This window comes from Sphingobium chungangianum (genome assembly GCF_977014255.1).
Window position 1 is genome coordinate 1,061,360 of the sequence record NZ_CDRNIV010000006.1, and the last position, 22,781, is coordinate 1,084,140.

Here is a 22,781-nt window from a genome sequence, read left to right on the forward strand (position 1 = left end):
GATGACGACCATCGCGCCCGGTTCCACCATCGGCATCCTTGGCGGCGGCCAGCTCGGCCGGATGATCGCGATCGCCGCCGCGCAGCTTGGCTACCGCACGCATATCTACGCGCCGGAAGAGAGCGGACCCGCCGCTGACGTGTCCCGCTGCTGGACTCGCGGTGCCTATGAGGATGCCGCCGCGCTCGCCGCCTTCGCCGACAGCGTCGACGTCGTCACCTACGAATTCGAGAATATCGACCCTTCTGCCGTCGAAGTCCTCTCCACCCACGGCCTCGTTCGCCCCGGCGCGCAGGCGCTCCGCGTGGCGCAGGACCGCCTCGCCGAGAAGAATTTCGTCCGTGATCTCGGCGGCCTCACCGCGCCCTTCGCTTCGGTCGAAAGCCTTGATGATCTCCATCAGGCCATCGCCGCGATCGGCAGCCGTGCGATCCTGAAGACCAACCGCATGGGCTATGATGGCAAGGGGCAGGCGCGCATCAATGATCCCGCGGACGCTCCCGCCGCCTGGGACGCCATCGGCCAGCAAAGCGCGATCCTGGAAGGTTTCGTGACTTTCGAGGAGGAGTTTTCCGTCATCCTCGTGCGCGGCGCAGATGGCGAAGTCCGCTTCTGGGACTCGCCCGCCAACGTCCATGTCGATGGCATACTCTCCACCTCCACCGCCCCCGCTGGCCCCCGCATAGAGGCACAAGTTGAAGCGGCGCGCGCCCTGGCTGCGCAGGTGGCGCAAGCGCTCGGTTATGTCGGCGTCCTGACCCTCGAATTCTTCGCCAGCGCCGATGGTCCCGTCTTCAACGAAATGGCGCCCCGCGTCCACAATAGCGGCCACTGGACGATCGAGGGCGCGGTCACCAGCCAGTTCGAAAACCATGTCCGCGCCATCTGCGGCCTGCCGCTGGGCGACACTAGACTGGCGGCACGGCGAGTGCAGATGCACAACCTCATCGGTGAAGAAGCCGACGCTTGGGCTGCGATCCTGTCCGATCCTGCCGCGCATCTGCACCTCTATGGCAAGCATGAGGCTCGCCCCGGTCGCAAGATGGGCCACGTCACCCGGCTGACCCTGTGACCCAAAAACAGGAAGTCGTCCTTGTCCTCGCCCGCGCCGACAATGGCGTGATCGGCAAGGACGGGGGGCTGCCTTGGCGGTTGCCCGCCGACCTCAAGCATTTCAAGGCGCTGACCATCGGCCACCCAATGATCATGGGGCGCAAGACCTTCGACAGCCTGCCCGGCCTGCTGCCCGGCCGCCGCCACATCGTCCTAACCCGCGATACTGGCTGGATCGGGGAGGGGGCAGAAATCGCGCATGACGTCACGTCCGCCCTTCGCCTCGCCGACGGTCCCGCCGCCATGGTGATTGGCGGGGCAGAGGTCTATCAGCTCTATCTGCCCCACGCCGACCGCATTGAACTGACCGAAGTGCATTTCGACGCCCCCGGCGACGCCGTGATCCCTTATCCCGACACGACGCGGTGGGAGGAAGCAGCCCGCGCCGATCATCCGGCGGAGGGCGCCTATCCCGCCTACAGCTTCGTCACTTTCCGCCGCCGCGCTGCGCCATGATGTCGCATTGCCAGCGCCCGACCATCTCCCTATAGCCAGCGCCATGGAGCGGCTGGAAAGCGGCGTCCCGATCCCTGCCCATTTGCGCGGGGGCATCATGGCGCTGGGCAATTTTGACGGATTTCACCTCGGTCATCAGGCTGTCGTTGGCCGCGCGGTGGAGCGTGCCCGCGCGGAAGGCCGTCCCGTCATCGTCGCGACGTTCGACCCGCATCCCATGCGCCTGTTCCGGCCGGAAAACCCCTGGTTCCGCCTCACCAGCCTCGATCAGCGGCAGCGCCTGTTCGCCGCCGCCGGAGCCGACGCGATGCTGGTTTTCGCCTTTACCCGTCAACTCGCCGCCTTGAGTCCGCAGGATTTCGTTGATCTATTGGTAGACGGCATGGGCGTCGCGGGCGTCGTCACGGGCCAGGATTTCACCTTCGGCCAAGGCCGCACCGGCACTGTCGCCACGCTTGCCACCCTCGGCGCCGCGCGGGGCATGAGCGCCGAAGCCGTCGCGCCGATCACGGACGAAGGCGGGGAGGTGGTCTCCTCCAGCCGCATCCGTACCGCGCTGAAAGCCGGAGACTGCGCCACGGCAACGCGGCTGTTGACACGCCCCTTCGCGGTGCAAGGGCTGGTCCAGCATGGCGACAAGGTCGGCCGCACGATCGGCTTCCCCACCGCCAATGTCGATCTCGGCCATTACATCCGCCCGGCCTATGGCATCTATGCGGTACGCGGCCTGCTGCCCGATGGCCGTGTCCTCGATGGCGCGGCCAATCTCGGCATCCGGCCCAGCTTCGATCCGCCGAAGGAATTGCTGGAGCCGCACTTCTTCGATTTCTCCGAAAGCCTCTACGATCAATGTATCGAGGTGCAGTTGATCGAATTCCTCCGGCCCGAAGCGAAATATGAAGGCCTAGAAGCCCTCACCGCCCAGATCGCCAGGGACTGCGACGCCGCGCGGCAAATCCTTGCGAGAACGCCGCACCTCGCCTAATGCCCGCCCATTCATTTCCAACCCCGTTCGCTTCGAGCGAAGTCGAGAAGCAGATAGTGCAGCGCCGCGTTTCTCGACTGCGCTCGAAACGAACGGAAGTCTGTAGATAGCCCCACATGACCGACCAGCCCGACTATAAAAGCACCGTGTTCCTCCCCGTAACCGACTTCCCCATGAAGGCGGGCCTGGCGCAAAAGGAACCGGCGATCCTCGCGCGCTGGGAGGAGATGGACCTGTACGGCAAGCTGCGCGAACGGCGGAAGGGCCGCGAACGCTTCATCCTTCACGACGGCCCGCCCTATGCCAATGGCGACATTCATATGGGCCATGCGATGAACAAGGTGCTGAAGGACATCATCGTCCGCAGCCAGTCGCTCCTTGGCAAGGACGCGCCCTATGTTCCCGGCTGGGACTGCCACGGCCTTCCGATCGAATGGAAGATCGAGGAGGAATATCGCAAGAAGAAGCAGAATAAGGACGAGGTTCCGCCCCAGGAATTCCGCGCCCAGTGCCGCGCCTATGCGGACAAATGGGTCGGCGTGCAGAGGGAGCAGTTCAAGCGCCTTGGCGTCATGGGCGACTGGAACGATCCCTATCTCACCATGAAGTTCGATGCCGAAGCTACCATCGTGTCTGAGCTTCTGAAGTTCGCGGAAAGCGGCCAGCTTTATCGCGGCGCCAAACCCGTCATGTGGTCCCCGGTTGAAAAGACCGCGCTGGCCGAGGCGGAAGTCGAATATGAGGACATCGTCTCGACCCAGATCGACGTGGCGTTTGAGATTGAAAAGTCTCCCAATGCGCCTGAACTGGAGGGCGCATATGCGGTGATCTGGACGACTACTCCATGGACGATCCCGGTTAATCAGGCTTTGGCGTATGGGCCGGAAGTTGAGTATGTTTGTCTACAACTCAGTCGGAATTACATCGCGGGTGTTTACGCTGCCGACGCGCCTGCCAAAGTTACTCCCGACAATACCATCGATGTGGTCGTCGCTTCTGAGCTGCGTTCAGTCTTCACCGACCGGGTACTAAGCGATGGTTGGCGAGTTGCCGAGGAAGAAATCTGGACAGGCAGAGGCGCCGACCTCGCCGGAGCCGTCGCTCGCCACCCGATGCACGCCCTCGGCGGCTTCTTCGCCAAGCCTCGCCCGTTCCTCGCAGGCGATTTCGTCACCACCGACGCGGGCACAGGCCTCGTCCACATGGCGCCCGACCATGGCGAGGACGACTTCGCGCTCTGCAAGGCGAACGGCATCAACCCGGTCTTTGCTGTTGAGAATGACGGCAAATATCGCGAGGACTGGCTCTGGCTCGGCGGTCAGGGAAGCGTCATCAATCCGAAGTTCGTCAGCAAGGACGGCCCAATCTGCTCCGATCTGCGCGAAGCGGGCGGCCTGCTCGCCGCGTCCGATGACTTCAAGCACAGCTACCCGCACAGCTGGCGCTCCAAGGCCAAGATCATCTTCCGCTGCACCCCGCAATGGTTCATCCCAATGGACCGCGCGATCAGCGATGGCGTAATCCCGCGCTGCGCCGAGGAGGAAGCCATCCTCGCCCGCCAAGGCAATGGCGCAACCCTGCGCGGTACGGCGCTCGACGCGATCGAGAACACCCGCTGGGTTCCCGAGCGCTCGATCAACCGCATTCGCTCAATGGTCGAAGGCCGCCCCGACTGGGTTATCAGCCGCCAGCGCGCCTGGGGCGTGCCTATCGCCCTCTATGTCCACCGCAAGACCGGCGAGTATCTCGTTGATAAAGAAGTAAATCAGCGCATCGTCGATGCCTTCAAGGCTGGCGGCGCGGATGCTTGGTTCGGCGCTGACCATCAGGCGTTGCTCGGCCCCGACTACGACCTCAACGACTATGAGGTGGTCAACGACATTCTCGACGTCTGGTTCGACAGCGGCTCGACCCACAGCTTCGTGGTCGAAAGCCGCTATGGCGAAGGCGTCCGCGCCGATCTCTACCTCGAAGGGTCCGACCAGCATCGTGGTTGGTTCCAGTCCTCGCTGCTCGAAAGCAGCGGCACCCGTGGCCGCGCGCCCTATGACGCCGTCCTTACTCATGGGTTCGCGCTGGACGGGCAGGGCCGCAAAATGTCGAAGAGCCTCGGCAATGTCGTCGATCCGCTGAAGGTCATCGCCGAAAGCGGCTCCGACATCCTGCGCGTCTGGGTCGCTAGCACCGATTATTTCGATGATGTCCGCATCGGCAAGGAAGTGCTGGCCGGATCGTCCGACGCATACCGCAAACTTCGCAATAGTTTCCGTTACTTGCTAGGCGCTCTTTCTGACTTTTCGGAAGAAGAGAGGTTGCCCGTCACCGAAATGCCGGAGCTGGAGCGCTATATGCTCCACCGCCTCGGCGCCCTCGACGCAGAGCTTAAGGGCGTGGTCGAAAAAGCTGCCGGAAGCGAAAACTGGCTGGAGTTCAGTCGCTACACCCGCGCGCTATTCGACTTCGCTAACAGCGACCTATCGGCCTTCTTCTTCGACATCCGCAAGGACTGCCTCTACTGCGACGCGAAGACCGATCCCAAGCGCCGTGCCTACCGCACCGTGCTCGACACGCTCTTCCACGCGCTCGTCCGCTACGCCGCGCCGATCATCCCCTTCACCGCTGAGGAAGTTTGGCAAAGTCGCTATCCAAACCACGAAGAAAGCGTGCATTTTCTGGAATGGCCAGAGGTTGACGCGGCTTGGCTCAACCAAGTCCTGAACGACAAATGGACCGAAATCCGCAACCAGCGCGATCAGGTCAACGAAGCCATCGAACCCCTCCGCCGCGAAAAGGTCATCCGCTCGAGCCTAGAGGCCAATGTTAGCATTCCAGACTTGGCAGCTATTTTGAACGACATCCGTGACGTTTCGGAACATAACCTATCTGAATATTTCATAGTCGCCAATGTGGCGTTCGAGAAGGGAATTGACGGAATATCAGTGAGGCCAAGTGACTGGCACAAATGTGGTCGCTGCTGGCGTCTGCTGCCGGAAGTCGAGGAGGACCGCGCACTCTGCGACCGTTGCGACGAAGTGCTGGCGGGTTAAAAACCTGCTGTCCTACGAGCGCAGGCTTCGGCTATAGCCCACGGCCTACCGTCCGGCGGCAGGTGAACAATATTATGATGGCGCTTTTCAGGGATATGTTCGTGTCACCTTCATCACCAAAAAAGCATGTGGTGCGCCACTGATGGCAACTGTCAATCACCGCCCGCTCGGCCTGATCGTCGCGATCGTCACGCTCGCGCTGGACCAGCTCATCAAATATACCGTCACCTATCCGCTCGCGCTTAAGAGCCGGATGGACGAAGGAATCGAGATCTTGCCGATCTTCCGCCTGCGCTGGCTGGAAAATCGTGGGGTTTCGATGGGCTTCTTCCATGCCGACACGAACATGATGCGCTGGCTTCTCGTGGGCATGACGATGCTGATCGCTGGCTTTGTCGGCGTGTGGATGTGGCGGGAAAAGGCGCGGCAGGATGTCGCGGCCCTTGGGTTGGTCCTCGGGGGTGCCATTGGAAATATCGTTGATCGTGTTCGCTTGGGCTATGTTGTCGATTATGCCGATCTGCACTTTGGCGAATGGCGGCCATTTCTCATATTCAACCTGGCCGACGCCGCGATCACGATCGGCGTGCTGATCCTGCTTGCACGGGCGTTGCTGCTGCGCGAGAAGAGCGCAAAGACGGAGTCACTGAACTGATGCGTAAACTGATCCTCGCCGCTGGCCTGATTTCCATGCTGTCCGCCTGCGGTGGCGGCGGCGGCCTGTTTAACCGGGCTCGCCCCGATGAGTTCGCCGTTTCGCGTCAGGCGCCGCTGGTGATCCCGCCCGACTATGCGCTGGTCCCGCCTGCTCCGGGTACGCCCGCTGCTGCGTCGGTCGATTCGAGCCGTGCTGCCATGGAAACGATGTTCGGCGGTCCTGCCCAGCGCAGCGCCGCTGAAAGCGCGGCGTTGAGCGAGGCAGGCCGCGCCAATGCGGCGGCAGGCATCCGCTCCTCCGTTGGCGATCCGGGCACGGAAGTCGTCGACAAGGGCGGCGCGACCCGCGAAATCATCGCCGCGCCGGAAGGTGACGGGCAGGACGCCCGCGCTGCGATCCCGCAGCAGTAAGGCAGTAAGAAGCTAGGGCTGGCTCTCGACGAAGTTCTTGAGCCTGCCCAAAGTCTCGTCCCACTGGCTTGAGACCTGAGCAAGCCAATCCCGCGCGTCCGTGATCGCTTCAGGCTCGAGGGTGAAAAGCACCTCACGCCCGGATCGTGTGCGGCGCACCAGTCCCGCGCCCAGCAGGACGTCGAGATGCTTCGCGACCGCTTGGCGGCTGATCGGCAGGCCATCGCCTAATTGCGCGATCGATCGTCCCGTCCCCTCGGAAAGTCGCCCAATCAGCCCTAAGCGTGTGACGTCACCCAATGCGGCAAACAGCCGCGCCGGTGCTTCCTCAACCTTCAACATATTTTTGGATATTCTTCACCTGCTCTGCCCAACCGCCGTCGTTGGAGCGCATGACATTACTCCTGCGCGGCTCAGGCACCTTGTCGAACCCGCTTTCCGTGACCGTCAGCAATGTGCCGCTGCCAGCGGGTTCAAGCAGAAACTCGACCAATGTCCATTCCGGCACCGGTACGCCACTGTCCATCAACTGCTTGTCACCGCCAGTCGCAGGCCATTCAAAAGCGAAGCGTCTCATGGGCTCGATTGCAACGACCCGTGCTTCCCAGCGATATTCTTCAAAACCGGGATAGGTCATATGCCCTGTCGATGCCTGACCCGCGACAAAAGGCTGATCCAGGGCTACCTGGAACCAGGCTCCGAACTTTTCATGATTAATCAGCGCGTCCCAAACTCGTTCGACCGACGCGGCGATTTCTATGCTTTTACTGATAGAATCCACCATATAAGCAACCTCCAGGTTGCTTATATGCGTTTTGCTTCATGATATGCAACCATTTGGTTGCTTCTAGGCCCGGGCTTCTGTCGCTATCCCGGCGCTGTTATGCCGTAACGCCGTCAGTACGGTGTCGATGATCGCCGCCGCATCCAGCCGCGCGTCTGCATATTGCAGTTCCGGCTTGTCCTGATCCTGGAAAACATCCGGCAGGCGCAGCGTACGCAGCTTCAGGCCATTGTCGATCAGCCCCAGATCACTCGCCAGCGTCAACACATGGGCGCCCAAGCCCCCGATGGCGCCTTCCTCTACCGTCACGGCAACTTCGTGCGTGGTGAGCAGGCGACGGATCATCGTTTCGTCCAATGGCTTGGCGAACCGCAAATCCGCTACCGTGGTGGACAGGCCCTTCGCTTCCAGAGCTTCAGCGGCGCGCAGCGCTTCCTCCAGACGGGTGCCAAGTGACAATATGGCGACCTGTCGGCCGTCCCGGACGATTCGTCCCTTGCCGATCTCCAGCTTCTCGGGCGTCGCCGGTAACGGCACGCCCACGCCATTGCCACGTGGATAACGGACGGCGATCGGCCCGCTGTCATGAGTGGCGCAAGTGTGGACCATGTGGACCAGCTCTGCTTCGTCGGAAGCGGCCATAACGACCATATTTGGAAGCGTGGCGAGGTAGGTGATGTCGAAGCTGCCCGCATGGGTCGAACCGTCTGCACCCACCAGCCCGGCCCGATCGATAGCAAAGCGCACCGGGAGATTCTGGATCGCGACATCATGCACGACCTGGTCATAGGCGCGCTGGAGAAAGGTCGAATAGATCGCGCAGAAAGGCCGCATGCCCTGTGCCGCAAGCCCAGCAGCGAAGGTCACCGCATGCTGTTCGGCAATCCCCACGTCGAAGGAACGTTCAGGGAAAGCCTCCGCGAACTTGTCGAGACCCGTGCCCGACGGCATGGCAGCGGTAATCGCGCAGATAGTGCTATCGCGCCGGGCCTCGGCGACCAGGGCGTTGGCAAACACCGCAGTATAGCTGGGCGGCCCCGGAGGTGCCTTTGCTTGCGCCCCGGTGATGACGTCGAACTTTTGGACGCCATGATATTTGTCTGCTGCCGCTTCCGCTGGAGCGTAGCCTTTGCCTTTCTGGGTCACGACATGAACGAGGCACGGCCCTTCGGCGGCATCGCGAACATTTTCCAGAACGGGTATCAGCTGATCGAGATTATGGCCGTCGACAGGGCCAACATAGTAGAAGCCCAGTTCCTCGAACAAGGTCCCACCCATCGCCATGCCGCGGGCAAACTCATCGGTTTTGCGGGCGGCATTGTGGAGAGGGCGGGGCAATTTGCGCGCGAGCCGCTTGGCTAGGTCGCGCAGGCCCAGAAATTCGCGGCTCGATACCAGGCGCGCGAGGTAGGCGGAAAGGCCGCCAACCGGGGGGGCGATCGACATGTCATTGTCGTTCAGGATCACGATCAGCCTGTTTCCGGCCTCGCGCGCGTTGTTCATGGCTTCATACGCCATGCCCGCGGACATGGCGCCGTCGCCGATCACTGCTATGCCCTTGCCCGGCTTGCCTGCGAGCTTGCTGGCCACGGCAAAACCCAGTGCCGCGCTGATGGATGTCGAACTATGGGCCGCGCCGAAGGGGTCGTATTCACTTTCGGCCCGCTTGGTGAAGCCCGAAAGGCCGCCGCCCTGGCGAAGGGTACGGATGCGGTCGCGCCGACCGGTCAGGACCTTATGCGGATAGCATTGGTGGCCCACATCCCAGACCAGCTTGTCATTGGGCGTGTCGAAAACATAATGGATGGCGGTGGTGAGTTCGACCACTCCCAGCCCTGACCCCAGGTGGCCGCCAGTCACCCCGACGGCAGAAATCACCTCCTGCCGGAGTTCGTCGGCAAGCTGAGGAAGCTGCTCGGGCTTGAGCGTGCGCAGATCCGCGGGCCAGGTGACCTGGTCGAGCAGCGGCGTTGTGGGACTGTCATTCATTAAAGGCATAGACTCCCAAGCGCGCTAAGCCGTTCCTGACCAAAGCGCAACGCCTGCTTCATGCCACGCACTTGGCGCAGGTTCCGAGTATCTCGATCACGGGCCGTTCTGCCCGGAATCCTTGATGTTCCGCCACGGCGCGAACGTTGTTCGTCACCACATCGTTATCGACATGGGTCGCTTCCTTGCAGTTGCGGCAGACGAGGAAGATGCAATCATGATGGCAGCCCGGATGTGCGTTGGCGATATAGGCGTTCGCGCTTTCCACGCGCATGGCAATGTTGTTCGCCACGAACAGGTCGAGGATACGATAGACGCTGTTCGGCGCCACTCGCTTTCCGCGAACCTTGGAGACGCTGTCGGCAATGTCATAGGCCGACGTCGGCTTTTCTTCGGCGGCGAGCGCATCGAATATCGCAGCGCGCATGGGCGTCCACTGCTCGTTCTGCGCTTCCAGCGCGTTGCGGGCTGCGTCGGCCAGGCTTGCGCCAGTGGGTTCGTGATGATGATGGTGTTCGGCCATATGGGTCAATCTATGCGTGGGCGGGTTTGGGGGCAAGGGCGGCCTGTCAGCCGCGCCAATAGGCCCAAGCCGCCCACAACCAACCCGCAATCATCAACGTGCCACCAATAGGCGTCACGGCGCCCAGCCAACGCGGACCTCCCATGGCCATGGCATAGAGGGTGAACGCGAAGATCGCGGCACCCGCCAGAAGCAGCAACGCCGGGCCGCGCGCGCCATTGGCCAGCGTCAGCGCGGCAACCGCGTGGATCAACTGATATAAGCCGCCAGTCCGCAACCATTCAGCCGCTTCGTGGCTGGATGCGCCATGGGCACCGAAAGCGCCAGCAGCGATGGCGAGTGCTGCTGAAAGCGAGGCCAGGACCGGGATCATGCGTTTTCCTCTTCTTCTCCCCGAGCCATCAGGCGCATCCGCCTGCCGGGCCTGAACATCAGTTCCTTGGCGGCCAGCAACGTTCCTTGCTCGCCCTGGACCGTCAGCCGCTGATCGTCATTTTCACGATATTTGCGTTCAACCTCTTCTATTTCCGCCTGTGGCACGCCCAGCGTGTCCATCGCCTGGATCCCCATGCAAATGGCGGATTCGAAAACCTCACGAACCACTCCCGCAAGATCCATGTCTTTCAATGCGAGCAACTGCCGCCGATCGAAGGCGCGAACGAGCAGTGCGGCCTGAGGGAATGCCTCGGCGATAGGTTCCAGTATCCGGCTGTCCAGCGACGGATCATCATGGCAGAAAGCGATCAAGCGGGCTTCCTCGGCTCCGGAACGGCGGAGCAAATCGATTCGCGTGCCATCGCCATAATAGACTTTCATGTCGAACCGGCTCGACACCTCGATCTGGGCGGGCTTCTTGTCGATCAGTACGACCTCGAACCCGTGCCCCATCAGCATCTGGGCGACAGTTTGTCCGAAACGCCCATAGCCCACGATGATCGCGGTTCCGCGCGTTGCCTCGTCCGGGCCGACGGGGTTCTGCTGACCTTTCGGCTGCGCGAACTCCAGCCTTCGGGCAAAGAGCATGAGAAATGGGGTCGTGGCCATGGAAAAGGTCACAATCGCGCTGAACAGGCTGGCGCCCTGAGGGGCTATCAAAAGGGCGTTTTGCGCCTGAGCGAAAAGAACAAAGCCGAATTCGCCGCCCTGGCTGAGTAACAGGCCCGCGCCGATCGCCTGCGTCCATTCCATGCCGAACAGTCGGGCAAGGCCGGTGATCAGCAATGCCTTGGTCATGACGAGCATCGCCGCCATCCCGATGACGAACAAGGGGTTCGCCGCGACGGCATGCAAATCCAGCACCATCCCGACCGCGAGGAAGAACAGACCCAGCAGGATCGATCGGAATGGTTCTACATCCGCTTCGATTTCATGCCGATAGGGGGAGTCGGCCAACATCACGCCTGCGACGAACGCGCCCAGCGCCGTGGACAGGTGAAGTGCATGCATGAGGGCAGCGGCGGCAAGAACCGTGAACAATCCGACTGCCACGAACAATTCACGCTCGCCCAACCGCCCCACTAGCTGAAGCAGAGGGCGCAGGATGAAACGACCAGCCAGTACCAGTCCTGCGATGGCAGCAACCGTGTAGCCCGCAAGCTGGATGCCTGGAGGGCCTCCAACATCCGCGGGGTTGCGTGACAATGCCGCCACAATGGTGATTAGCGGGACGATCGACAGATCCTGAAAAAGCAGGATCGAAAAGACTTTCTCCCCAAAAGGAGAGTTGATGCGTCCACTGCTTTTAAGGCTGGGCAGAACCTGTGCCGTGGAAGACAGCGCCAGGGGGAGGCCGAGCGCGATAGCTGCGCCCCAGGTGAAGCCGGTCGAAAAATAGATGATCGCGGTCAAAGCCAAACCGCACATCACCACTTGGGCAAGGCCGAGGGCGAAGATGTCTCGCTTCAGGCGCCAGAGCCGTGCCGGATGAAGTTCAAGGCCGACGAGGAAAAGCAGCAGGACGATGCCGATTTCCGCGATCGCCAGCTTCGATTCCGCCCCGCCTACAAGGCCAAGACCTTGTGGGCCGACCAACGCCCCGGCAACCAGATAGCCCAGCACTGCGCCAAGGCCGAAACGGCGAAACAGCATGACGAACAGCACCGCCGCCCCCAGCAGGATTACGCCTTCAGACAGCAGGAGGTCGGTTGCGTTGAGGGGCGCGTGCGCCGCCGCCGCAGGGGGAGTAGGCATCAGGCCTCCGCCGCGCGTGCGGCTTCTGCCACCGCCTCGAAACTAAGCCGGATGGAGGCGTGACGCGCCGGATATCCACGGGCTGGAGCGAGGACGGTCAACCCCGGCCAGAAATTCAGATCATCGCCTTCGCCAGCGAGATACGCAGTCAACTTGTCTCGCGCGGTCTCGAGTTCGGCTGCTGTCAGGCCAATTGCCTGAGCCGACATAAGCGCAGCCGAAGCCTGGCCGAGTGCGCAGGCTTTAACGTCCAGACCTAGCTCGACCAGCTTCCCGCCTTCCATTCTTACGTCTGCTGTCACTCGCGATCCGCAAGTGGGCGATCGTTTTTCTACGGTTGCCTGCGGCTGTGCCAGTCGCCGGTGATGCGGGATGCTGGCGGCTAGGCGCAATATGTCCTTGTTGTAGAGGGGGGCGCTCATACTTCCCCTGTAGGACAGCTAGGCCGCCTGAGAAAGGCCGCAGATATCATCGGTAGATTATTCGCAGTTTGGCTGCGGCATTGGCGGCATGTCGTCGCGCCGTGGCATGCCGCCAGCCCAGCTCACCCGTCAATCACGTCAAGGTTCCTGGTCTCCATCGGTCGGCTGTGTCGGCACGATCCGCGGCGGCGGCGTAGCCGGGACGGCGGGGGAGGGTGGCGCTTCAGGCTGGCCGATGGGCAGGCGCAGCTGATTGGGGCCTATGTTGACCGACACCCCGTCCTCATCGACACCCAGGCTCATATTGCCCAGGCCCCCTTCCACCGTCACATTGGCGATTGCGTTGACGAGGTCGCTATCCTGTTGTTCGGGCGGTGTTTCGACAGGTTCGTTGATTGCTCCGGCCATGAAGTTTCGCCAGATGCGCGCAGGAACGCCGCCGCCTGCCGCGCCGCCGGGGAGTGGGGCATTATCATCATTGCCGATCCAGACGGCCGTCACCAGCCCACCGGCATAACCGACGAAGATCGCGTCACGGCTATCCTGAGTGGTTCCCGTCTTGCCGAATGTGCTGGTGCGAAGTGCCGCTGCGCTGCCCGTTCCCCGGTTTGCGGCTGACGACAACAGATCGCGGATCATTTCAAGCTGATCCTGGCTGAAGTGACGCTGACGGCTCATCAGTCGGCCGAACCACCCCTGTTCTTCCGGAGGCAGGCCGTGGGCGATGACGGGATAGGCACCCGCAGCCACGGTGGCATAAGCCTGCGCCAGCTGGATGAGCGGAATTTCGGACGTGCCCAGCGCAAGGCTGAGATCTTCTGTCAGCGGTGCCGTGATGCCCAGGTCGCGCGCGACCTTTATGACAGTGTCGACGCCCACCTTTTGTGTCAATCTGACTGCCGCCACATTGCTCGACGCCGCGAATGCCTGACGCAATGTGATGCGGCCGCGATATTTGCCGCCGTGGTTGGCGGGCCGATAGGTCCCGCTGGTGATCGGCGTGTCCTCGATAAAATCCTCCGGCGTCATTCCGGATCGGAATGCGGCCAGATATACGAAGAGCTTGAAGGTCGATCCGGGCTGCCGCTTTGCCTGCACGGCCCGGTTGAAGCTGCTCGCGCGATAATTTTTGCCGCCGACCATGGCCACCACACTGCCGTCGGGCTTCATCGCCACCAGAGCTGCTTCGGCTTGGCCTAGAGGCGCTCGGCGGATGGCGGCTTCGGCAAGGCGCTGGATCCGCCAGTCGAGCGTCGTTGGAACAGTCTGCGCTCCATAAACGGCGCCCGCACGGTCCCGCGCCTCGGGCAGCACCCAGTCGGCGAAATAGGTGCCGGTGGTCGGATCGGGTGTTTCGCGCACGTCCAGCCGCGCTGGGCGCAGCCCATTGCGTTCGGCCTTGCTGATATAGCCAGCGTCCACCATCGCCTGCGTCACCAGGGCGGCGCGCTCCCGTGCTCCTTTCAGATTTGTAGTCGGCGCGAGGCGAGAGGGCGCCTTCAGCAATCCCGCAAGCATCGCGGCCTGCGGAATAGTGAGCCGTTCGGGCTGGCGGCTGAAATAATGCAGCGAAGCCGCGCGCAATCCATAGACATTGTCACCGAAATAGACGTTCGACAGATAGCGTTCGAAAATCTGATCCTTGGTCAGCCATGCTTCCAGCCAGAAGGCAATAAGCGCCTCCCGCGCTTTTCGCCCGAACGTTCTGTCGCTGGAAAGGAACACACCCTTGGCAAGCTGCTGGGTGATGGTGCTCCCTCCCTGCGACGAACCGTCCGACCATAGGTTGTGCCAGGCGGCTCGTACTATACCTCGCGGATCGACGCCCCAATGGCTGTAAAAGCGCCTGTCTTCGATCGCCATGAAAGCTTGAGGCACATGTTTGGGCAGATCCGCCATCGAAACGGGGCGATCGATTATCGCGCCGCGCCGGGCGATGAGATGGCCGTCGGCCGACATGAGGCTGACGCTTGGTGGCGCGATCGGCTTCAACGATCGAGAAAGCGGCGCGGTGACTGCCAGCCAGGCTATCACGAGCATCAGCAGTGCGAGCAGTCCAGCGATGATCCATCCTGTGACATGCAACCGCCTTCGCCATGGCGTGGATGGAGCGAAGGCGCTGGGCGGCCCTGCTCCGAACTCGCGGGGTGGCTGATCGGGCTGAGGCGCGGGCAGGGGATCTTTCATTGGCTCCAGCATGCTGTATTATCAGATTGATACAGTCAATAGCGTCCTGTCTCGGGACACTCTCGGGTTAACCACGATAATGGGTGGCCGAAATGGTGAATCAGGCGTTAACTCGATGTCATGCGAACGCGTCCGCTTATCCTTACGAACGAAGCTGCCCATCATCCCTTTCGTCAGCGGCTGCCTCGTCACGTCCTGAAGGTGGAGGACGCTTCGGCCTTTAACTCAGACGAGAGTGACTGGAAGCTGTTTGTCCTGAGCTTCTGCGCATTTTTTACGGCCTTCTACAGCTTCATCTTCTGATCTGGAGTCCTCAGTCGCAGGCTTTGTGAAGCGTCCATGCGATCCATGCGCAGGGGAGGCATAGCGCCGCCACCAGCAAAAGCTGGTCGATGACAGACATGCCTGCGATGCTGAGGCCAATGGCAAAAAATGATCCCAGAACCATGGCCCCTGAATTGACGATGTTGTTAGCGGCTACGGTGCGGGCAGCCTCGCACTTTTCGACCGTCGTCGTGAGGAACGCGTAAAGCGGCACCACGAACATGCCGCCGAATGTCGCAACACCAAGCAGGCAGGCCGATAATGCTAGCGCCAGGGGATGGGCCAGGAAGCCCTTGAGCGAAAGCATCGCGCCGCTTCCGTCAGGCGTCCATAGATCACACACAATGTGAAACGCGACGATGCACAGGCCCATGCCAATAACGGACGCGGGTGCGTAACGCGCTGATACATGCCCCTGTAGCAGCCGGTTGATCGCAATCGATCCAATTGCGATGCCCACGGAAAAGATCGCTAGGAACAAGCTGGCCACTGACTTGTCCGCCGCCAGCACATTTTTGACGAGCGGCGGGAACTGGATGAACAGGATTGAGCCGACGGCCCAGAAGACGCTGATTGCCATGATGGCCAGATAGAGGCGCCGGATATGCATTGTACCCCGCACCAGCGCGATCGATGACCGGATGATGTGGAAGTCGATCGGCTGCCTTTCTAGCAACGAAGGCGCGGGCGGAACTTCCCGGCCTGCCACATAACCGATCGCAGCGGTCACGACGATGCCGATGGCTGCGACTTCCACGGGAATCAGGCCCGCGAGGATCGTTCCGGCAAGTATGGCGATATAAGTTCCAGCCTCTACCAGGCCTGTGCCGCCAAGCACTTCGTCATCATGCAGGTGCTGAGGCAGGATGGCGTATTTGATCGGGCCGAAGAAAGTGGAATGGACGCCCATCGCAAAGAGTGCGCAAAGCAACAGCGGAATGGCCACGCCATGGATCGCTATGCCGCTCCAGATTAGCCCCAGGCCAATGGCGCCCACCAGCATTATGGCGATCTCGGCTGCTTTTACATATCGTATGATGACGGCCTTGTCCCGCTGATCGGCGAGTTGGCCGGACAGCGCGGACAGAAGGAAAAATGGCAGGATGAATATGCCCGTCGCCAATGCGCTGAACCAGGTTTCCGACCGTTCGTCATTATAGACGCTGTACACGACGAACAGCACCATCGCATTTTTGAACAGGTTGTCGTTAAAGGCCCCGAGCAATTGAGTGATGAAAAGCGGCAGGAAACGTCGCTTGTTAAGGAGCCTGAGTGAGGCTTGCATAGGCAAGAAGGTCTTCTTCGCTGTGGACGAGCGGAGCGCGGTCTAGCGGCTGCCGCGTCGGCTGTCCAACGCATCCGGATGAGAAGCGGTCGAGCCCCTCATCACGGCTGCTTGTGCTATGCGGCGGACTGTGGCAGTCCGCCGCCATGCTGACGCTGCCCAATCTGCTGACGCTTTCGCGGATACTGACCGTCCCGTTGCTTGTCGCGTTGCTCTGGCCCGCAGAGGTCGGTGCTCGCTGGACGACCGGCTATGCCTTTGCCTTTGGGCTTTATTGTTTGATGGGCATCACGGACTATTTCGATGGCTATCTGGCGCGAGCCCAAGGAACCGTTTCGAAGCTGGGCGTCTTTCTGGATCCCATCGCCGACAAGATCATGGTTGGCGCAGTCATCTTGATGTTGGCCGCCACTCGGGACATCGCGGGTATTCACATTGCTGCCGCCATGATCATTCTACTGCGTGAAATCGCCGTGTCAGGGCTGCGGGAGTTTTTGGCAGGACTTCAGGTTTCCGTGCCGGTGTCCCGCTTGGCCAAATGGAAAACCACCTTTCAACTGATAGCCTTGGGCGCACTGATCCTGGCGGGCGCGGTGCCCGAATTTCCCTTGGTTCAGTTGCTGGGTATCGTGACCCTGTGGGCCGCAGCAATACTGACTTTGATCACCGGTTGGGACTATCTGCGGGTCGGTATCAAGCATATGGACTGATGCGTGGATAAACTCGAAATCCTCTATTTCGCTTGGGTGCGAGAAATCATCGGCTGCGATGGTGAACAGGTCGATCGGCCTGACGCCGATATGAGTGTCGCAAATTTGATTGCGCAGCTTGCGGAACGTGGAGGCCGCTATGCTGAGGCGTTCGGTGATACTGGGCGGCTGCGCGCAGCGTTGGATCAGCGTTTTGTGCCACTCGAAACGTTGATCGGGCAAGCGAAGGAACTGGCGATCTTTCCCCCGGTCACTGGCGGATGAACCGCGTTGCCATCCAGACGGAGGATTTCGACGTGGGCGCCGAGCTGGCCATGCTGGAAGCCGCCGGAGGTGGGGGCGTTGCCAGTTTCACAGGGGTCGTGCGCGGCGACAACGCGCTAGTTTCACTCGAGCTTCAGCATTATCCGGCGATGACGGCAGCTCAGGTCGGGCGAATAGTCGACGAAGCGACCGCGCGTTGGCCACTTTTGGCCGTGCGCGTGATCCATCGCTTTGGAAAGCTCAAGCCAGGCGAACACATCGTTTTTGTCGGCACGGCCTCGCGTCATAGGGCGGCCGCGCTGGAAAGTTGCGCCTTTCTGATCGATTGGCTGAAGTCTGACGCGCCCTTTTGGAAGAAGGAGCATTTTGCCGATGGGGCGGCCGCCTGGGTGGAGGCGCGCGTTGAGGATGAGGCGAAGGCGCGCGATTGGACCCGCTGAAAATCAGGCGGCTACGCTGGATTGCGGCAAATCGGCGGCATCGCGCAGAAGTTCGGCGAGCAGGCGAAATTCCTTTTCCCTCGGACTATTCTTGCGCCAGACCAAAGCAATGTCACGGTGCGACCGGTCGGATCGCAGAGGTCGTACGGCGATCTGCGTATGATCCAATATACCGCCCGTAATGGCCATTTCCGGCATGATCGTCATACCAAGGCCATTATCGACCATCTGAACCAGCGTATGGAGGGAGGTGCCCATCATCATCGCGCTCGAACGGATTTCGGGGCGGTTGCACGCGGCAAGAGCATGGTCCTTCAGACAATGACCATCTTCCAGTAATAGCAGCTTTGTTTCATCGATCATGTCAGGCGCCACCCACTCGGGCGGGTCGCGTGGATCATCTTGAGGAAATGCGACATATAGCCGGTCCTGGAACAGCAGTTCGCTGTCCAGCTCCCCGGTGGGAAAGGGTAGGGCAAGGAGGACACAGTCCACGTGGCCGTGACGAAGTGACTCGATCGCCGTCTGCGTCGTCTCCTCCCGCAGGTAAAGCTTGAGTTCGGGCCTGTCCGCTCTCAGGCGGGGGAGCAGGCGGGGCAACAGGAAGGGCGCGATCGTCGGGATGACGCTCATGCGCAACTCGCCGGTGAGCGGCTTGCCCGAGGCTTCGGCGATGGCCGCAAGTTCCTCCGCTTCGCGCAGAACGCGATGCGCTTTCTCCACGATACGGTCGCCGAGAGCCGTGAAGCGCACCACCCTTCGCGTCCGTTCAACCAGCGTCACGCCGATCAGCGATTCCAGTTCGCGGATACCCGCCGAAAGCGTGGATTGCGTGACATAGCAGCTGTCGGCTGCCTTGCCGAAATGCCCATGCTGCTTCAGCGCAACAAGATATTGCAGCTGTTTCAGCGTGGGCATGTAACTCGACATCGATCGCCTTTCTCGATTAGAAAGCCGAAGATAAGAGCGTCACCCGATATATCCAAGCCATTTGGCTACGCCGAACAGGGATGTAAGCGTCAGGATTGTACCAACCGCTGTGAATAGCATCCGGGGTGCGACGTGACGGGCAAGCATTGCGCCAAAGGGTGCCGCTATTATGCCTCCGAGCAACAGACCGACGGTGTAGGTCGTGAAAGCCTCCCAGCCCAGATGGAGCATGAAGGTGAGGCTGATCGCCAGCGTCAGCACGAACTCGACGGTGTTGACCGTGCCGATCGTGTGACGAGGACTGGAGCCTTGGATAAGGAGGTTCGAAGTAACGATCGGCCCCCAGCCGCCGCCGCCCGAGGCGTCCATGAAACCGCCGACGAGGCCAAGCGGCGCCACCCACTTCGGGTCTCGTGGATGAGGTGGCAGATGAAAGCCGCGCCAGATCAGATAAACGCCGATTGCGGTCAGGTAGAGTTGAACGAAAGGTTTGATCACTGATCCGTCGATGTTCGAAAGAATGTAGGCTCCCGTCACGCCGCCAATGACGCCGGGAATGATGAGGCGTGAAAATAGCCGCCAATCCACGTTCCGGTGGGCGATGTGGCTTATGGCTGAGACAGCGGTCGTGAAAGTTTCGGCGGCGTGTACGCTGGCGGACGCTCTGCTTGGCGGCACGCCCAATGCGAGAAGCAGGGTGCTGGAAATCACGCCGTACGCCATTCCCAAAGCCCCATCGATCATCTGGGCTCCGAAACCGATCAGGATAAAGGGTAGAAGTTCGCTGAGATGAGCGAGGACGGGATCGGTCATTCAAAGGCCCCTGTTGATTGTCTACCGCATTGCTTGGTATATCATAGCTCTCCAAGAAACATTCTGTTTTATGGTCAGAAGCCGAAATAGCCACGCATCTGGAAAATGGATTCTCGCGGGCCTATGTAATGGCCTTCGGTTTTCAGGGGCCGCTGCATGCTGCGCAATCTTATTGGTTATTTGGACTCGGTCAAATCGCGTGACCCGGCTCCGCGCTCGCGGGCTGAAATCCTCCTGTACCCGGGGGTTTGGGCTCTTGGGTTTCATCGCGTTGCGCACAGGCTCTACGGCCTTCGGCTCTATTTCATGGCGCGCGCGGTCAATCATTTTTCCCGCTTTCTCACCGGCAACGACATCCATCCCGGTGCGCGCATCGGCAAGCGGTTCTTCATTGACCATGGCTTCACAGTGATTGGTGAAACGGCTGAAATCGGTGACGATGTCACTCTTTATCAGAATGTGACACTTGGCGGCACCGATCCCGCGAACGGCATTGCAGGCAAGCGGCACCCGACCCTGGCCGATGGGGTCATCGTCGGATCGGGCGCTCAGGTGCTTGGTCCTGTATATGTCGGCGCGCGGGCGCGCGTGGGTGCCAATGCGGTGGTCACGAAAAATGTGCCCGATGGCGCAACCATGGTCGGTATTCCGGCTCGGCAAATGGTTGTCGATGTCACCGCTTATCAGCGCGAATTCCTGCCCTATGGTACGCCCTGTAGCGACTGCCATGATCCGGAAAAATATAAGCTGGAACAGCTTCAGCAGGAAGTCGAGCAATTGCAGAAGCGATTGGCAGAGCTGCTAGAGCAGCGACAGGAAGGGTCTCATGAGCCTCATGATGACGACATTCCCTTGTTTCAGGAGCGTGGGCGCGCCTGATGAGCAATGTGACCCCGTTCCCATCTCAAGCCAATCCGATGGGGCAGACGGGGTTCGACCGACTGGAATTGCAACGCATCATGGATCTTTATGGCCGGATGGTGTCCGCCGGTCATTGGCGTGACTATGCGATTGATCTTGGCCATGACGCAGCAGTTTTTTCCGCCTTTCGGCGGGCCGCCGAACGCCCGGAATATCGCATCGAGAAGCGGCCTTCGCTCCGTCACCGGCAAGGAATGTGGGCGCTGATCGGGGAGGCCGGGAGCATCCTAAAACGAGGTGCTGAACTTCAGGGCATTCTTGCGCCCGTCGAACGCAGATTGCTTAAGATTGTGCGCGATTAGCGCTGTTTCTGATTGCGAGTGTCCGATATCGCGAAGACCAAAGGTGGCCGCCGATAAGGGGTGCCAGAGCCAATGACGAATAAGGCCGATTGATGACTTTGCCGAAGCTGCTTGAAGATCGTTTATCCCTGCCGCTGATAGCGTCTCCGATGTTCATCGTGTCCCAGCCCGCGCTTGTGATCGCGCAATGTCGCGCTGGCATCGTGGGCTCATTTCCTTCGCTCAACGCACGGCCTTCAGGCGTGTTCGAAGAGTGGCTTCAACTTCTCCGCCGGGAGTTGACTGAGGATGACGCGCCTTTCGCGGTCAACCTTATCGTTCACAAGACAAATGCCCGGTTGGAGGAGGATCTGGCTCTCTGCGTGCAATATCGCGTCCCGATCGTGATTACCTCGCTGGGCGCTCGCGCCGACGTCAACGAAGCGGTCCACAGTTACGGTGGCCTTGTGTTTCACGATGTCATCAACAACATGTTCGCGAGGAAGGCGATCGAAAAGGGGGCAGACGGCCTGATTGCGGTTGCCGCGGGGGCAGGAGGCCATGCTGGCACATTGTCGCCGTTCGCGCTGGTTGAAGAAATCCGCGCATGGTTTGACGGCCCTTTGATCCTGTCAGGTGCGATCTCAACCGGCCGAGCGATTGCCGCTGCCCGCATGATGGGGGCCGATCTGGCCTATATGGGTTCTGCTTTCATCGCGACGGAAGAAGCGAACGCCGACCCCAAATATAAGCAAATGATCGTAGACAGTAGCGCGGCGGACATCGTCTATTCGGATCACTTCACCGGCGTTCATGGCAATTATCTGAGACCGAGCATTACGGCAGCCGGGCTTGACCCCGACACGCTGGCGAATGCCGCCGGCATGGATATCGCCGCTATGGCGGAGGATGAGAAAAAGGCCTGGCGCGACATTTGGGGGGCGGGCCAGGGCATTGGCGCGGTCGAGAAAATTCAGCCCGCCGCTTCATTCATAGAGCAATTGAAGGCGCAGTACCGTGCTGCCATTATAGCCTTTCAGTCACAGGAAGGCGCGTAGTTCAGTAAGGAATGCGTCAAACCGGTCGTGGTGCAACCAGTGTCCGGCTTCACCAAATTCCACCAGTCGCGCATCACGGAAGTGCGCTGCCCTGCCGTCGTTCACCGGATTCGATGCCCAGCTGTCCAGACCCAAGCAAAGGAGTACGGGGCAGTGAACCCGCGACCAGAACTGCGGTAGATCATCCCCGACCATGTCTTGCGGCGGCGTTTGGCGAAGATATGGATCGAACTTCCAATCATAGCTGCCATCTTCATTTCGGTTTACGCCATGAACCGTCAGGTGCAGCGCTTGTTCTCCTGACAGGTGATCGTTCCGTTCCCGCATGCGCGCGACTGCCGCTTCGAGCGTGGGATAGTGACGCGGCTGCCTGCGAGCGCTCGCGCGGCGCTGCTCGATCCATTCGCGCCAGCGATCGGGTGCGGGATGGGCTGCCCTGTCCTTAAGCCTGTCGGGGGAAAGGCCCAGCCCCTCGATCGCGACCAGGCGGTCGACGCGCTCCGGGAAGAGCCCCGCATAGCGCAACGCGATAGACCCTCCCAACGAATGGCCCACCAGAACAACCTTGTCCCGCCCAACCTGCTCCACTAGCTGGGCGAGGTCATAGACGAAGTCCGCCGTCAGATAGGTGCCTTCGGTAGACCATGCGCTGTCGCCATGGCCCCGAAGATCAGGAACCACGACATGGAAGTCACGCGCGAGTGCCCGGGCCGTCCAATCCCAACTACGCGCATGATCCAGGGCGCCATGCAACAGGATCAAGGTGGGAGCGGAGCGGTTCCCCCAATCCACATAATGCAGGCGAGTGCGCAGCGAAGTGAAGAAATGTGATGTCGGGCTTAGGGTGGCGACGTTGTCCGGACATTCGCCAAGCGGGCTGGCAAAATTTGGGGTGATATTCATGTCCTCGGGAGCACTCCGCGATTCTGGACGGCCAGCATCATAACTTAATCATTATAGCAGCATTTTTGAGAAAATTGATGGTGATAGT

25 protein-coding genes are annotated in these 22,781 nt (G+C 60.8%); 13 read left to right on the forward strand and 12 right to left on the reverse strand.

Annotation, left to right across the window (positions count from 1 at the left end):
• Nucleotide 1 precedes the first annotated feature (1 nt).
• From ACWNC0_RS12260 to ACWNC0_RS12285, 6 genes are all read left to right on the forward strand, one after another.
• Complete coding sequence (locus ACWNC0_RS12260; RefSeq protein WP_449471895.1) at nucleotides 2-1,072, forward strand: 5-(carboxyamino)imidazole ribonucleotide synthase; 1,071 nt, start codon at nucleotides 2-4, stop codon at nucleotides 1,070-1,072.
• A complete protein-coding gene (locus tag ACWNC0_RS12265; protein ID WP_449471896.1) occupies nucleotides 1,069-1,569 on the forward strand; it encodes a dihydrofolate reductase in 501 nt (166 codons plus the stop codon). Before ACWNC0_RS12260 ends, ACWNC0_RS12265 begins: the two co-directional genes overlap by 4 nt.
• Before the next feature lie 43 nt (nucleotides 1,570-1,612).
• Nucleotides 1,613-2,554: a bifunctional riboflavin kinase/FAD synthetase gene (locus ACWNC0_RS12270; RefSeq protein ID WP_449474609.1), complete on the forward strand. Its 942-nt coding sequence runs from the start codon at nucleotides 1,613-1,615 to the stop codon at nucleotides 2,552-2,554.
• A gap of 116 nt (nucleotides 2,555-2,670) precedes the next feature.
• The gene (gene ileS / locus ACWNC0_RS12275) at nucleotides 2,671-5,601 is read left to right on the forward strand and encodes an isoleucine--tRNA ligase (RefSeq protein WP_449471897.1); all 2,931 of its coding nucleotides are present in this window, start codon (nucleotides 2,671-2,673) and stop codon (nucleotides 5,599-5,601) included.
• A 142-nt stretch (nucleotides 5,602-5,743) separates the two neighbouring features.
• Nucleotides 5,744-6,256 carry a signal peptidase II gene (gene lspA / locus ACWNC0_RS12280; RefSeq protein ID WP_449471899.1) on the forward strand — a complete coding sequence of 171 codons (513 nt, stop codon included), beginning with the start codon at nucleotides 5,744-5,746 and terminating at the stop codon, nucleotides 6,254-6,256.
• Complete coding sequence (locus tag ACWNC0_RS12285; RefSeq protein WP_449471901.1) at nucleotides 6,256-6,669, forward strand: DUF3035 domain-containing protein; 414 nt, start codon at nucleotides 6,256-6,258, stop codon at nucleotides 6,667-6,669. The genes lspA and ACWNC0_RS12285 overlap by 1 nt, the downstream gene beginning before the upstream one ends.
• 12 nt (nucleotides 6,670-6,681) lie before the next feature.
• On the opposite strand, the gene ACWNC0_RS12290 is transcribed toward ACWNC0_RS12285, so the two are convergent.
• From ACWNC0_RS12290 to ACWNC0_RS12325, 8 genes are all read right to left on the reverse strand, one after another.
• Entirely contained in the window at nucleotides 6,682-7,011 is a 330-nt protein-coding gene (locus ACWNC0_RS12290; protein ID WP_449471903.1) for an ArsR/SmtB family transcription factor, read from the reverse strand.
• Nucleotides 6,998-7,453 carry an SRPBCC family protein gene (locus ACWNC0_RS12295; RefSeq protein ID WP_449471904.1) on the reverse strand — a complete coding sequence of 152 codons (456 nt, stop codon included), beginning with the start codon at nucleotides 7,451-7,453 and terminating at the stop codon, nucleotides 6,998-7,000. Before ACWNC0_RS12295 ends, ACWNC0_RS12290 begins: the two co-directional genes overlap by 14 nt.
• A 63-nt stretch (nucleotides 7,454-7,516) precedes the next feature.
• Nucleotides 7,517-9,451, reverse strand: a complete 1,935-nt coding sequence (gene dxs, locus ACWNC0_RS12300; protein ID WP_449471905.1) for a 1-deoxy-D-xylulose-5-phosphate synthase — start codon at nucleotides 9,449-9,451, stop codon at nucleotides 7,517-7,519.
• Between the two features lie 49 nt (nucleotides 9,452-9,500).
• Nucleotides 9,501-9,965, reverse strand: coding sequence for a Fur family transcriptional regulator (locus ACWNC0_RS12305; protein ID WP_449471907.1), 465 nt, complete (start codon nucleotides 9,963-9,965; stop codon nucleotides 9,501-9,503).
• Nucleotides 9,966-10,011: 46 nt separating this feature from the next.
• Nucleotides 10,012-10,338, reverse strand: coding sequence for a DUF423 domain-containing protein (locus ACWNC0_RS12310; RefSeq protein WP_449471909.1), 327 nt, complete (start codon nucleotides 10,336-10,338; stop codon nucleotides 10,012-10,014).
• The gene (locus ACWNC0_RS12315) at nucleotides 10,335-12,155 is read right to left on the reverse strand and encodes a cation:proton antiporter domain-containing protein (protein ID WP_449471911.1); all 1,821 of its coding nucleotides are present in this window, start codon (nucleotides 12,153-12,155) and stop codon (nucleotides 10,335-10,337) included. The genes ACWNC0_RS12310 and ACWNC0_RS12315 overlap by 4 nt, the downstream gene beginning before the upstream one ends.
• A complete protein-coding gene (locus tag ACWNC0_RS12320) occupies nucleotides 12,155-12,577 on the reverse strand; it encodes an iron-sulfur cluster assembly scaffold protein (protein WP_449471913.1) in 423 nt (140 codons plus the stop codon). The genes ACWNC0_RS12315 and ACWNC0_RS12320 overlap by 1 nt, the downstream gene beginning before the upstream one ends.
• Before the next feature lie 138 nt (nucleotides 12,578-12,715).
• Nucleotides 12,716-14,776: a transglycosylase domain-containing protein gene (locus ACWNC0_RS12325; RefSeq protein WP_449471915.1), complete on the reverse strand. Its 2,061-nt coding sequence runs from the start codon at nucleotides 14,774-14,776 to the stop codon at nucleotides 12,716-12,718.
• A gap of 108 nt (nucleotides 14,777-14,884) precedes the next feature.
• Here ACWNC0_RS12325 and ACWNC0_RS12330 point away from each other — a divergent pair, with 108 nt between their 5' ends.
• Nucleotides 14,885-15,067 carry a hypothetical protein gene (locus ACWNC0_RS12330; RefSeq protein WP_449471917.1) on the forward strand — a complete coding sequence of 61 codons (183 nt, stop codon included), beginning with the start codon at nucleotides 14,885-14,887 and terminating at the stop codon, nucleotides 15,065-15,067.
• Nucleotides 15,068-15,077: 10 nt separating this feature from the next.
• Here the strand turns inward: ACWNC0_RS12330 and ACWNC0_RS12335 are convergent, their stop codons facing one another.
• A complete protein-coding gene (locus ACWNC0_RS12335; protein ID WP_196226544.1) occupies nucleotides 15,078-16,373 on the reverse strand; it encodes an MFS transporter in 1,296 nt (431 codons plus the stop codon).
• Between the two features lie 146 nt (nucleotides 16,374-16,519).
• Between ACWNC0_RS12335 and pgsA the strand changes: the two genes are divergently transcribed.
• The 3 genes from pgsA to ACWNC0_RS12350 are packed head-to-tail and all read left to right on the forward strand — an operon-like array spanning nucleotide 16,520 to nucleotide 17,787.
• Nucleotides 16,520-17,083 carry a CDP-diacylglycerol--glycerol-3-phosphate 3-phosphatidyltransferase gene (gene pgsA / locus ACWNC0_RS12340; protein ID WP_449471919.1) on the forward strand — a complete coding sequence of 188 codons (564 nt, stop codon included), beginning with the start codon at nucleotides 16,520-16,522 and terminating at the stop codon, nucleotides 17,081-17,083.
• A gap of 3 nt (nucleotides 17,084-17,086) precedes the next feature.
• Nucleotides 17,087-17,347, forward strand: a complete 261-nt coding sequence (locus ACWNC0_RS12345; protein ID WP_449471921.1) for a MoaD/ThiS family protein — start codon at nucleotides 17,087-17,089, stop codon at nucleotides 17,345-17,347.
• Nucleotides 17,344-17,787 (forward strand): molybdenum cofactor biosynthesis protein MoaE, encoded by a 444-nt coding sequence (locus ACWNC0_RS12350; RefSeq protein ID WP_449471923.1) that lies wholly within the window; start codon nucleotides 17,344-17,346, stop codon nucleotides 17,785-17,787. The genes ACWNC0_RS12345 and ACWNC0_RS12350 overlap by 4 nt, the downstream gene beginning before the upstream one ends.
• 3 nt (nucleotides 17,788-17,790) lie before the next feature.
• On the opposite strand, the gene ACWNC0_RS12355 is transcribed toward ACWNC0_RS12350, so the two are convergent.
• Together ACWNC0_RS12355 and ACWNC0_RS12360 are read right to left on the reverse strand one after the other, a co-directional pair.
• Nucleotides 17,791-18,717, reverse strand: coding sequence for a hydrogen peroxide-inducible genes activator (locus tag ACWNC0_RS12355; RefSeq protein ID WP_449471925.1), 927 nt, complete (start codon nucleotides 18,715-18,717; stop codon nucleotides 17,791-17,793).
• 39 nt (nucleotides 18,718-18,756) lie between these two features.
• Entirely contained in the window at nucleotides 18,757-19,530 is a 774-nt protein-coding gene (locus tag ACWNC0_RS12360; protein WP_449471927.1) for a sulfite exporter TauE/SafE family protein, read from the reverse strand.
• A 156-nt stretch (nucleotides 19,531-19,686) separates the two neighbouring features.
• Between ACWNC0_RS12360 and epsC the strand changes: the two genes are divergently transcribed.
• The 3 genes from epsC to ACWNC0_RS12375 all read left to right on the forward strand — a co-directional run bounded on the left by epsC (nucleotide 19,687) and on the right by ACWNC0_RS12375 (nucleotide 21,790).
• Nucleotides 19,687-20,409 carry a serine O-acetyltransferase EpsC gene (epsC, locus tag ACWNC0_RS12365; RefSeq protein ID WP_449471928.1) on the forward strand — a complete coding sequence of 241 codons (723 nt, stop codon included), beginning with the start codon at nucleotides 19,687-19,689 and terminating at the stop codon, nucleotides 20,407-20,409.
• A complete protein-coding gene (locus tag ACWNC0_RS12370) occupies nucleotides 20,409-20,753 on the forward strand; it encodes a DUF2794 domain-containing protein (RefSeq protein ID WP_449471930.1) in 345 nt (114 codons plus the stop codon). The genes epsC and ACWNC0_RS12370 overlap by 1 nt, the downstream gene beginning before the upstream one ends.
• A gap of 92 nt (nucleotides 20,754-20,845) precedes the next feature.
• Nucleotides 20,846-21,790 carry an NAD(P)H-dependent flavin oxidoreductase gene (locus ACWNC0_RS12375; RefSeq protein WP_449471932.1) on the forward strand — a complete coding sequence of 315 codons (945 nt, stop codon included), beginning with the start codon at nucleotides 20,846-20,848 and terminating at the stop codon, nucleotides 21,788-21,790.
• On the opposite strand, the gene ACWNC0_RS12380 is transcribed toward ACWNC0_RS12375, so the two are convergent.
• On the reverse strand, nucleotides 21,773-22,693 hold the full coding sequence (locus ACWNC0_RS12380; protein WP_449471933.1) for an alpha/beta fold hydrolase: 921 nt from the start codon (nucleotides 22,691-22,693) through the stop codon (nucleotides 21,773-21,775). The genes ACWNC0_RS12375 and ACWNC0_RS12380 overlap by 18 nt on opposite strands.
• Nucleotides 22,694-22,781 lie beyond the last annotated feature (88 nt).

Coding starts and splice junctions, on each gene's coding strand:
- ACWNC0_RS12260 (WP_449471895.1), top strand. CDS start 2: ATGACGACCATCGCGCCCGGTTCCACCATCGGCATCCTTGGCGGCGGC.
- ACWNC0_RS12270 (WP_449474609.1), top strand. CDS start 1,613: ATGGAGCGGCTGGAAAGCGGCGTCCCGATCCCTGCCCATTTGCGCGGG.
- ileS (WP_449471897.1), top strand. CDS start 2,671: ATGACCGACCAGCCCGACTATAAAAGCACCGTGTTCCTCCCCGTAACC.
- lspA (WP_449471899.1), top strand. CDS start 5,744: ATGGCAACTGTCAATCACCGCCCGCTCGGCCTGATCGTCGCGATCGTC.
- ACWNC0_RS12285 (WP_449471901.1), top strand. CDS start 6,256: ATGCGTAAACTGATCCTCGCCGCTGGCCTGATTTCCATGCTGTCCGCC.
- ACWNC0_RS12290 (WP_449471903.1), bottom strand. CDS start 7,011: ATGTTGAAGGTTGAGGAAGCACCGGCGCGGCTGTTTGCCGCATTGGGT.
- ACWNC0_RS12295 (WP_449471904.1), bottom strand. CDS start 7,453: ATGGTGGATTCTATCAGTAAAAGCATAGAAATCGCCGCGTCGGTCGAA.
- dxs (WP_449471905.1), bottom strand. CDS start 9,451: ATGCCTTTAATGAATGACAGTCCCACAACGCCGCTGCTCGACCAGGTC.
- ACWNC0_RS12305 (WP_449471907.1), bottom strand. CDS start 9,965: ATGGCCGAACACCATCATCATCACGAACCCACTGGCGCAAGCCTGGCC.
- ACWNC0_RS12310 (WP_449471909.1), bottom strand. CDS start 10,338: ATGATCCCGGTCCTGGCCTCGCTTTCAGCAGCACTCGCCATCGCTGCT.
- ACWNC0_RS12315 (WP_449471911.1), bottom strand. CDS start 12,155: ATGCCTACTCCCCCTGCGGCGGCGGCGCACGCGCCCCTCAACGCAACC.
- ACWNC0_RS12320 (WP_449471913.1), bottom strand. CDS start 12,577: ATGAGCGCCCCCCTCTACAACAAGGACATATTGCGCCTAGCCGCCAGC.
- ACWNC0_RS12325 (WP_449471915.1), bottom strand. CDS start 14,776: ATGCTGGAGCCAATGAAAGATCCCCTGCCCGCGCCTCAGCCCGATCAG.
- ACWNC0_RS12330 (WP_449471917.1), top strand. CDS start 14,885: ATGCGAACGCGTCCGCTTATCCTTACGAACGAAGCTGCCCATCATCCC.
- ACWNC0_RS12335 (WP_196226544.1), bottom strand. CDS start 16,373: ATGCAAGCCTCACTCAGGCTCCTTAACAAGCGACGTTTCCTGCCGCTT.
- pgsA (WP_449471919.1), top strand. CDS start 16,520: ATGCTGACGCTGCCCAATCTGCTGACGCTTTCGCGGATACTGACCGTC.
- ACWNC0_RS12350 (WP_449471923.1), top strand. CDS start 17,344: ATGAACCGCGTTGCCATCCAGACGGAGGATTTCGACGTGGGCGCCGAG.
- ACWNC0_RS12355 (WP_449471925.1), bottom strand. CDS start 18,717: ATGTCGAGTTACATGCCCACGCTGAAACAGCTGCAATATCTTGTTGCG.
- ACWNC0_RS12360 (WP_449471927.1), bottom strand. CDS start 19,530: ATGACCGATCCCGTCCTCGCTCATCTCAGCGAACTTCTACCCTTTATC.
- epsC (WP_449471928.1), top strand. CDS start 19,687: ATGCTGCGCAATCTTATTGGTTATTTGGACTCGGTCAAATCGCGTGAC.
- ACWNC0_RS12370 (WP_449471930.1), top strand. CDS start 20,409: ATGAGCAATGTGACCCCGTTCCCATCTCAAGCCAATCCGATGGGGCAG.
- ACWNC0_RS12375 (WP_449471932.1), top strand. CDS start 20,846: ATGACTTTGCCGAAGCTGCTTGAAGATCGTTTATCCCTGCCGCTGATA.
- ACWNC0_RS12380 (WP_449471933.1), bottom strand. CDS start 22,693: ATGAATATCACCCCAAATTTTGCCAGCCCGCTTGGCGAATGTCCGGAC.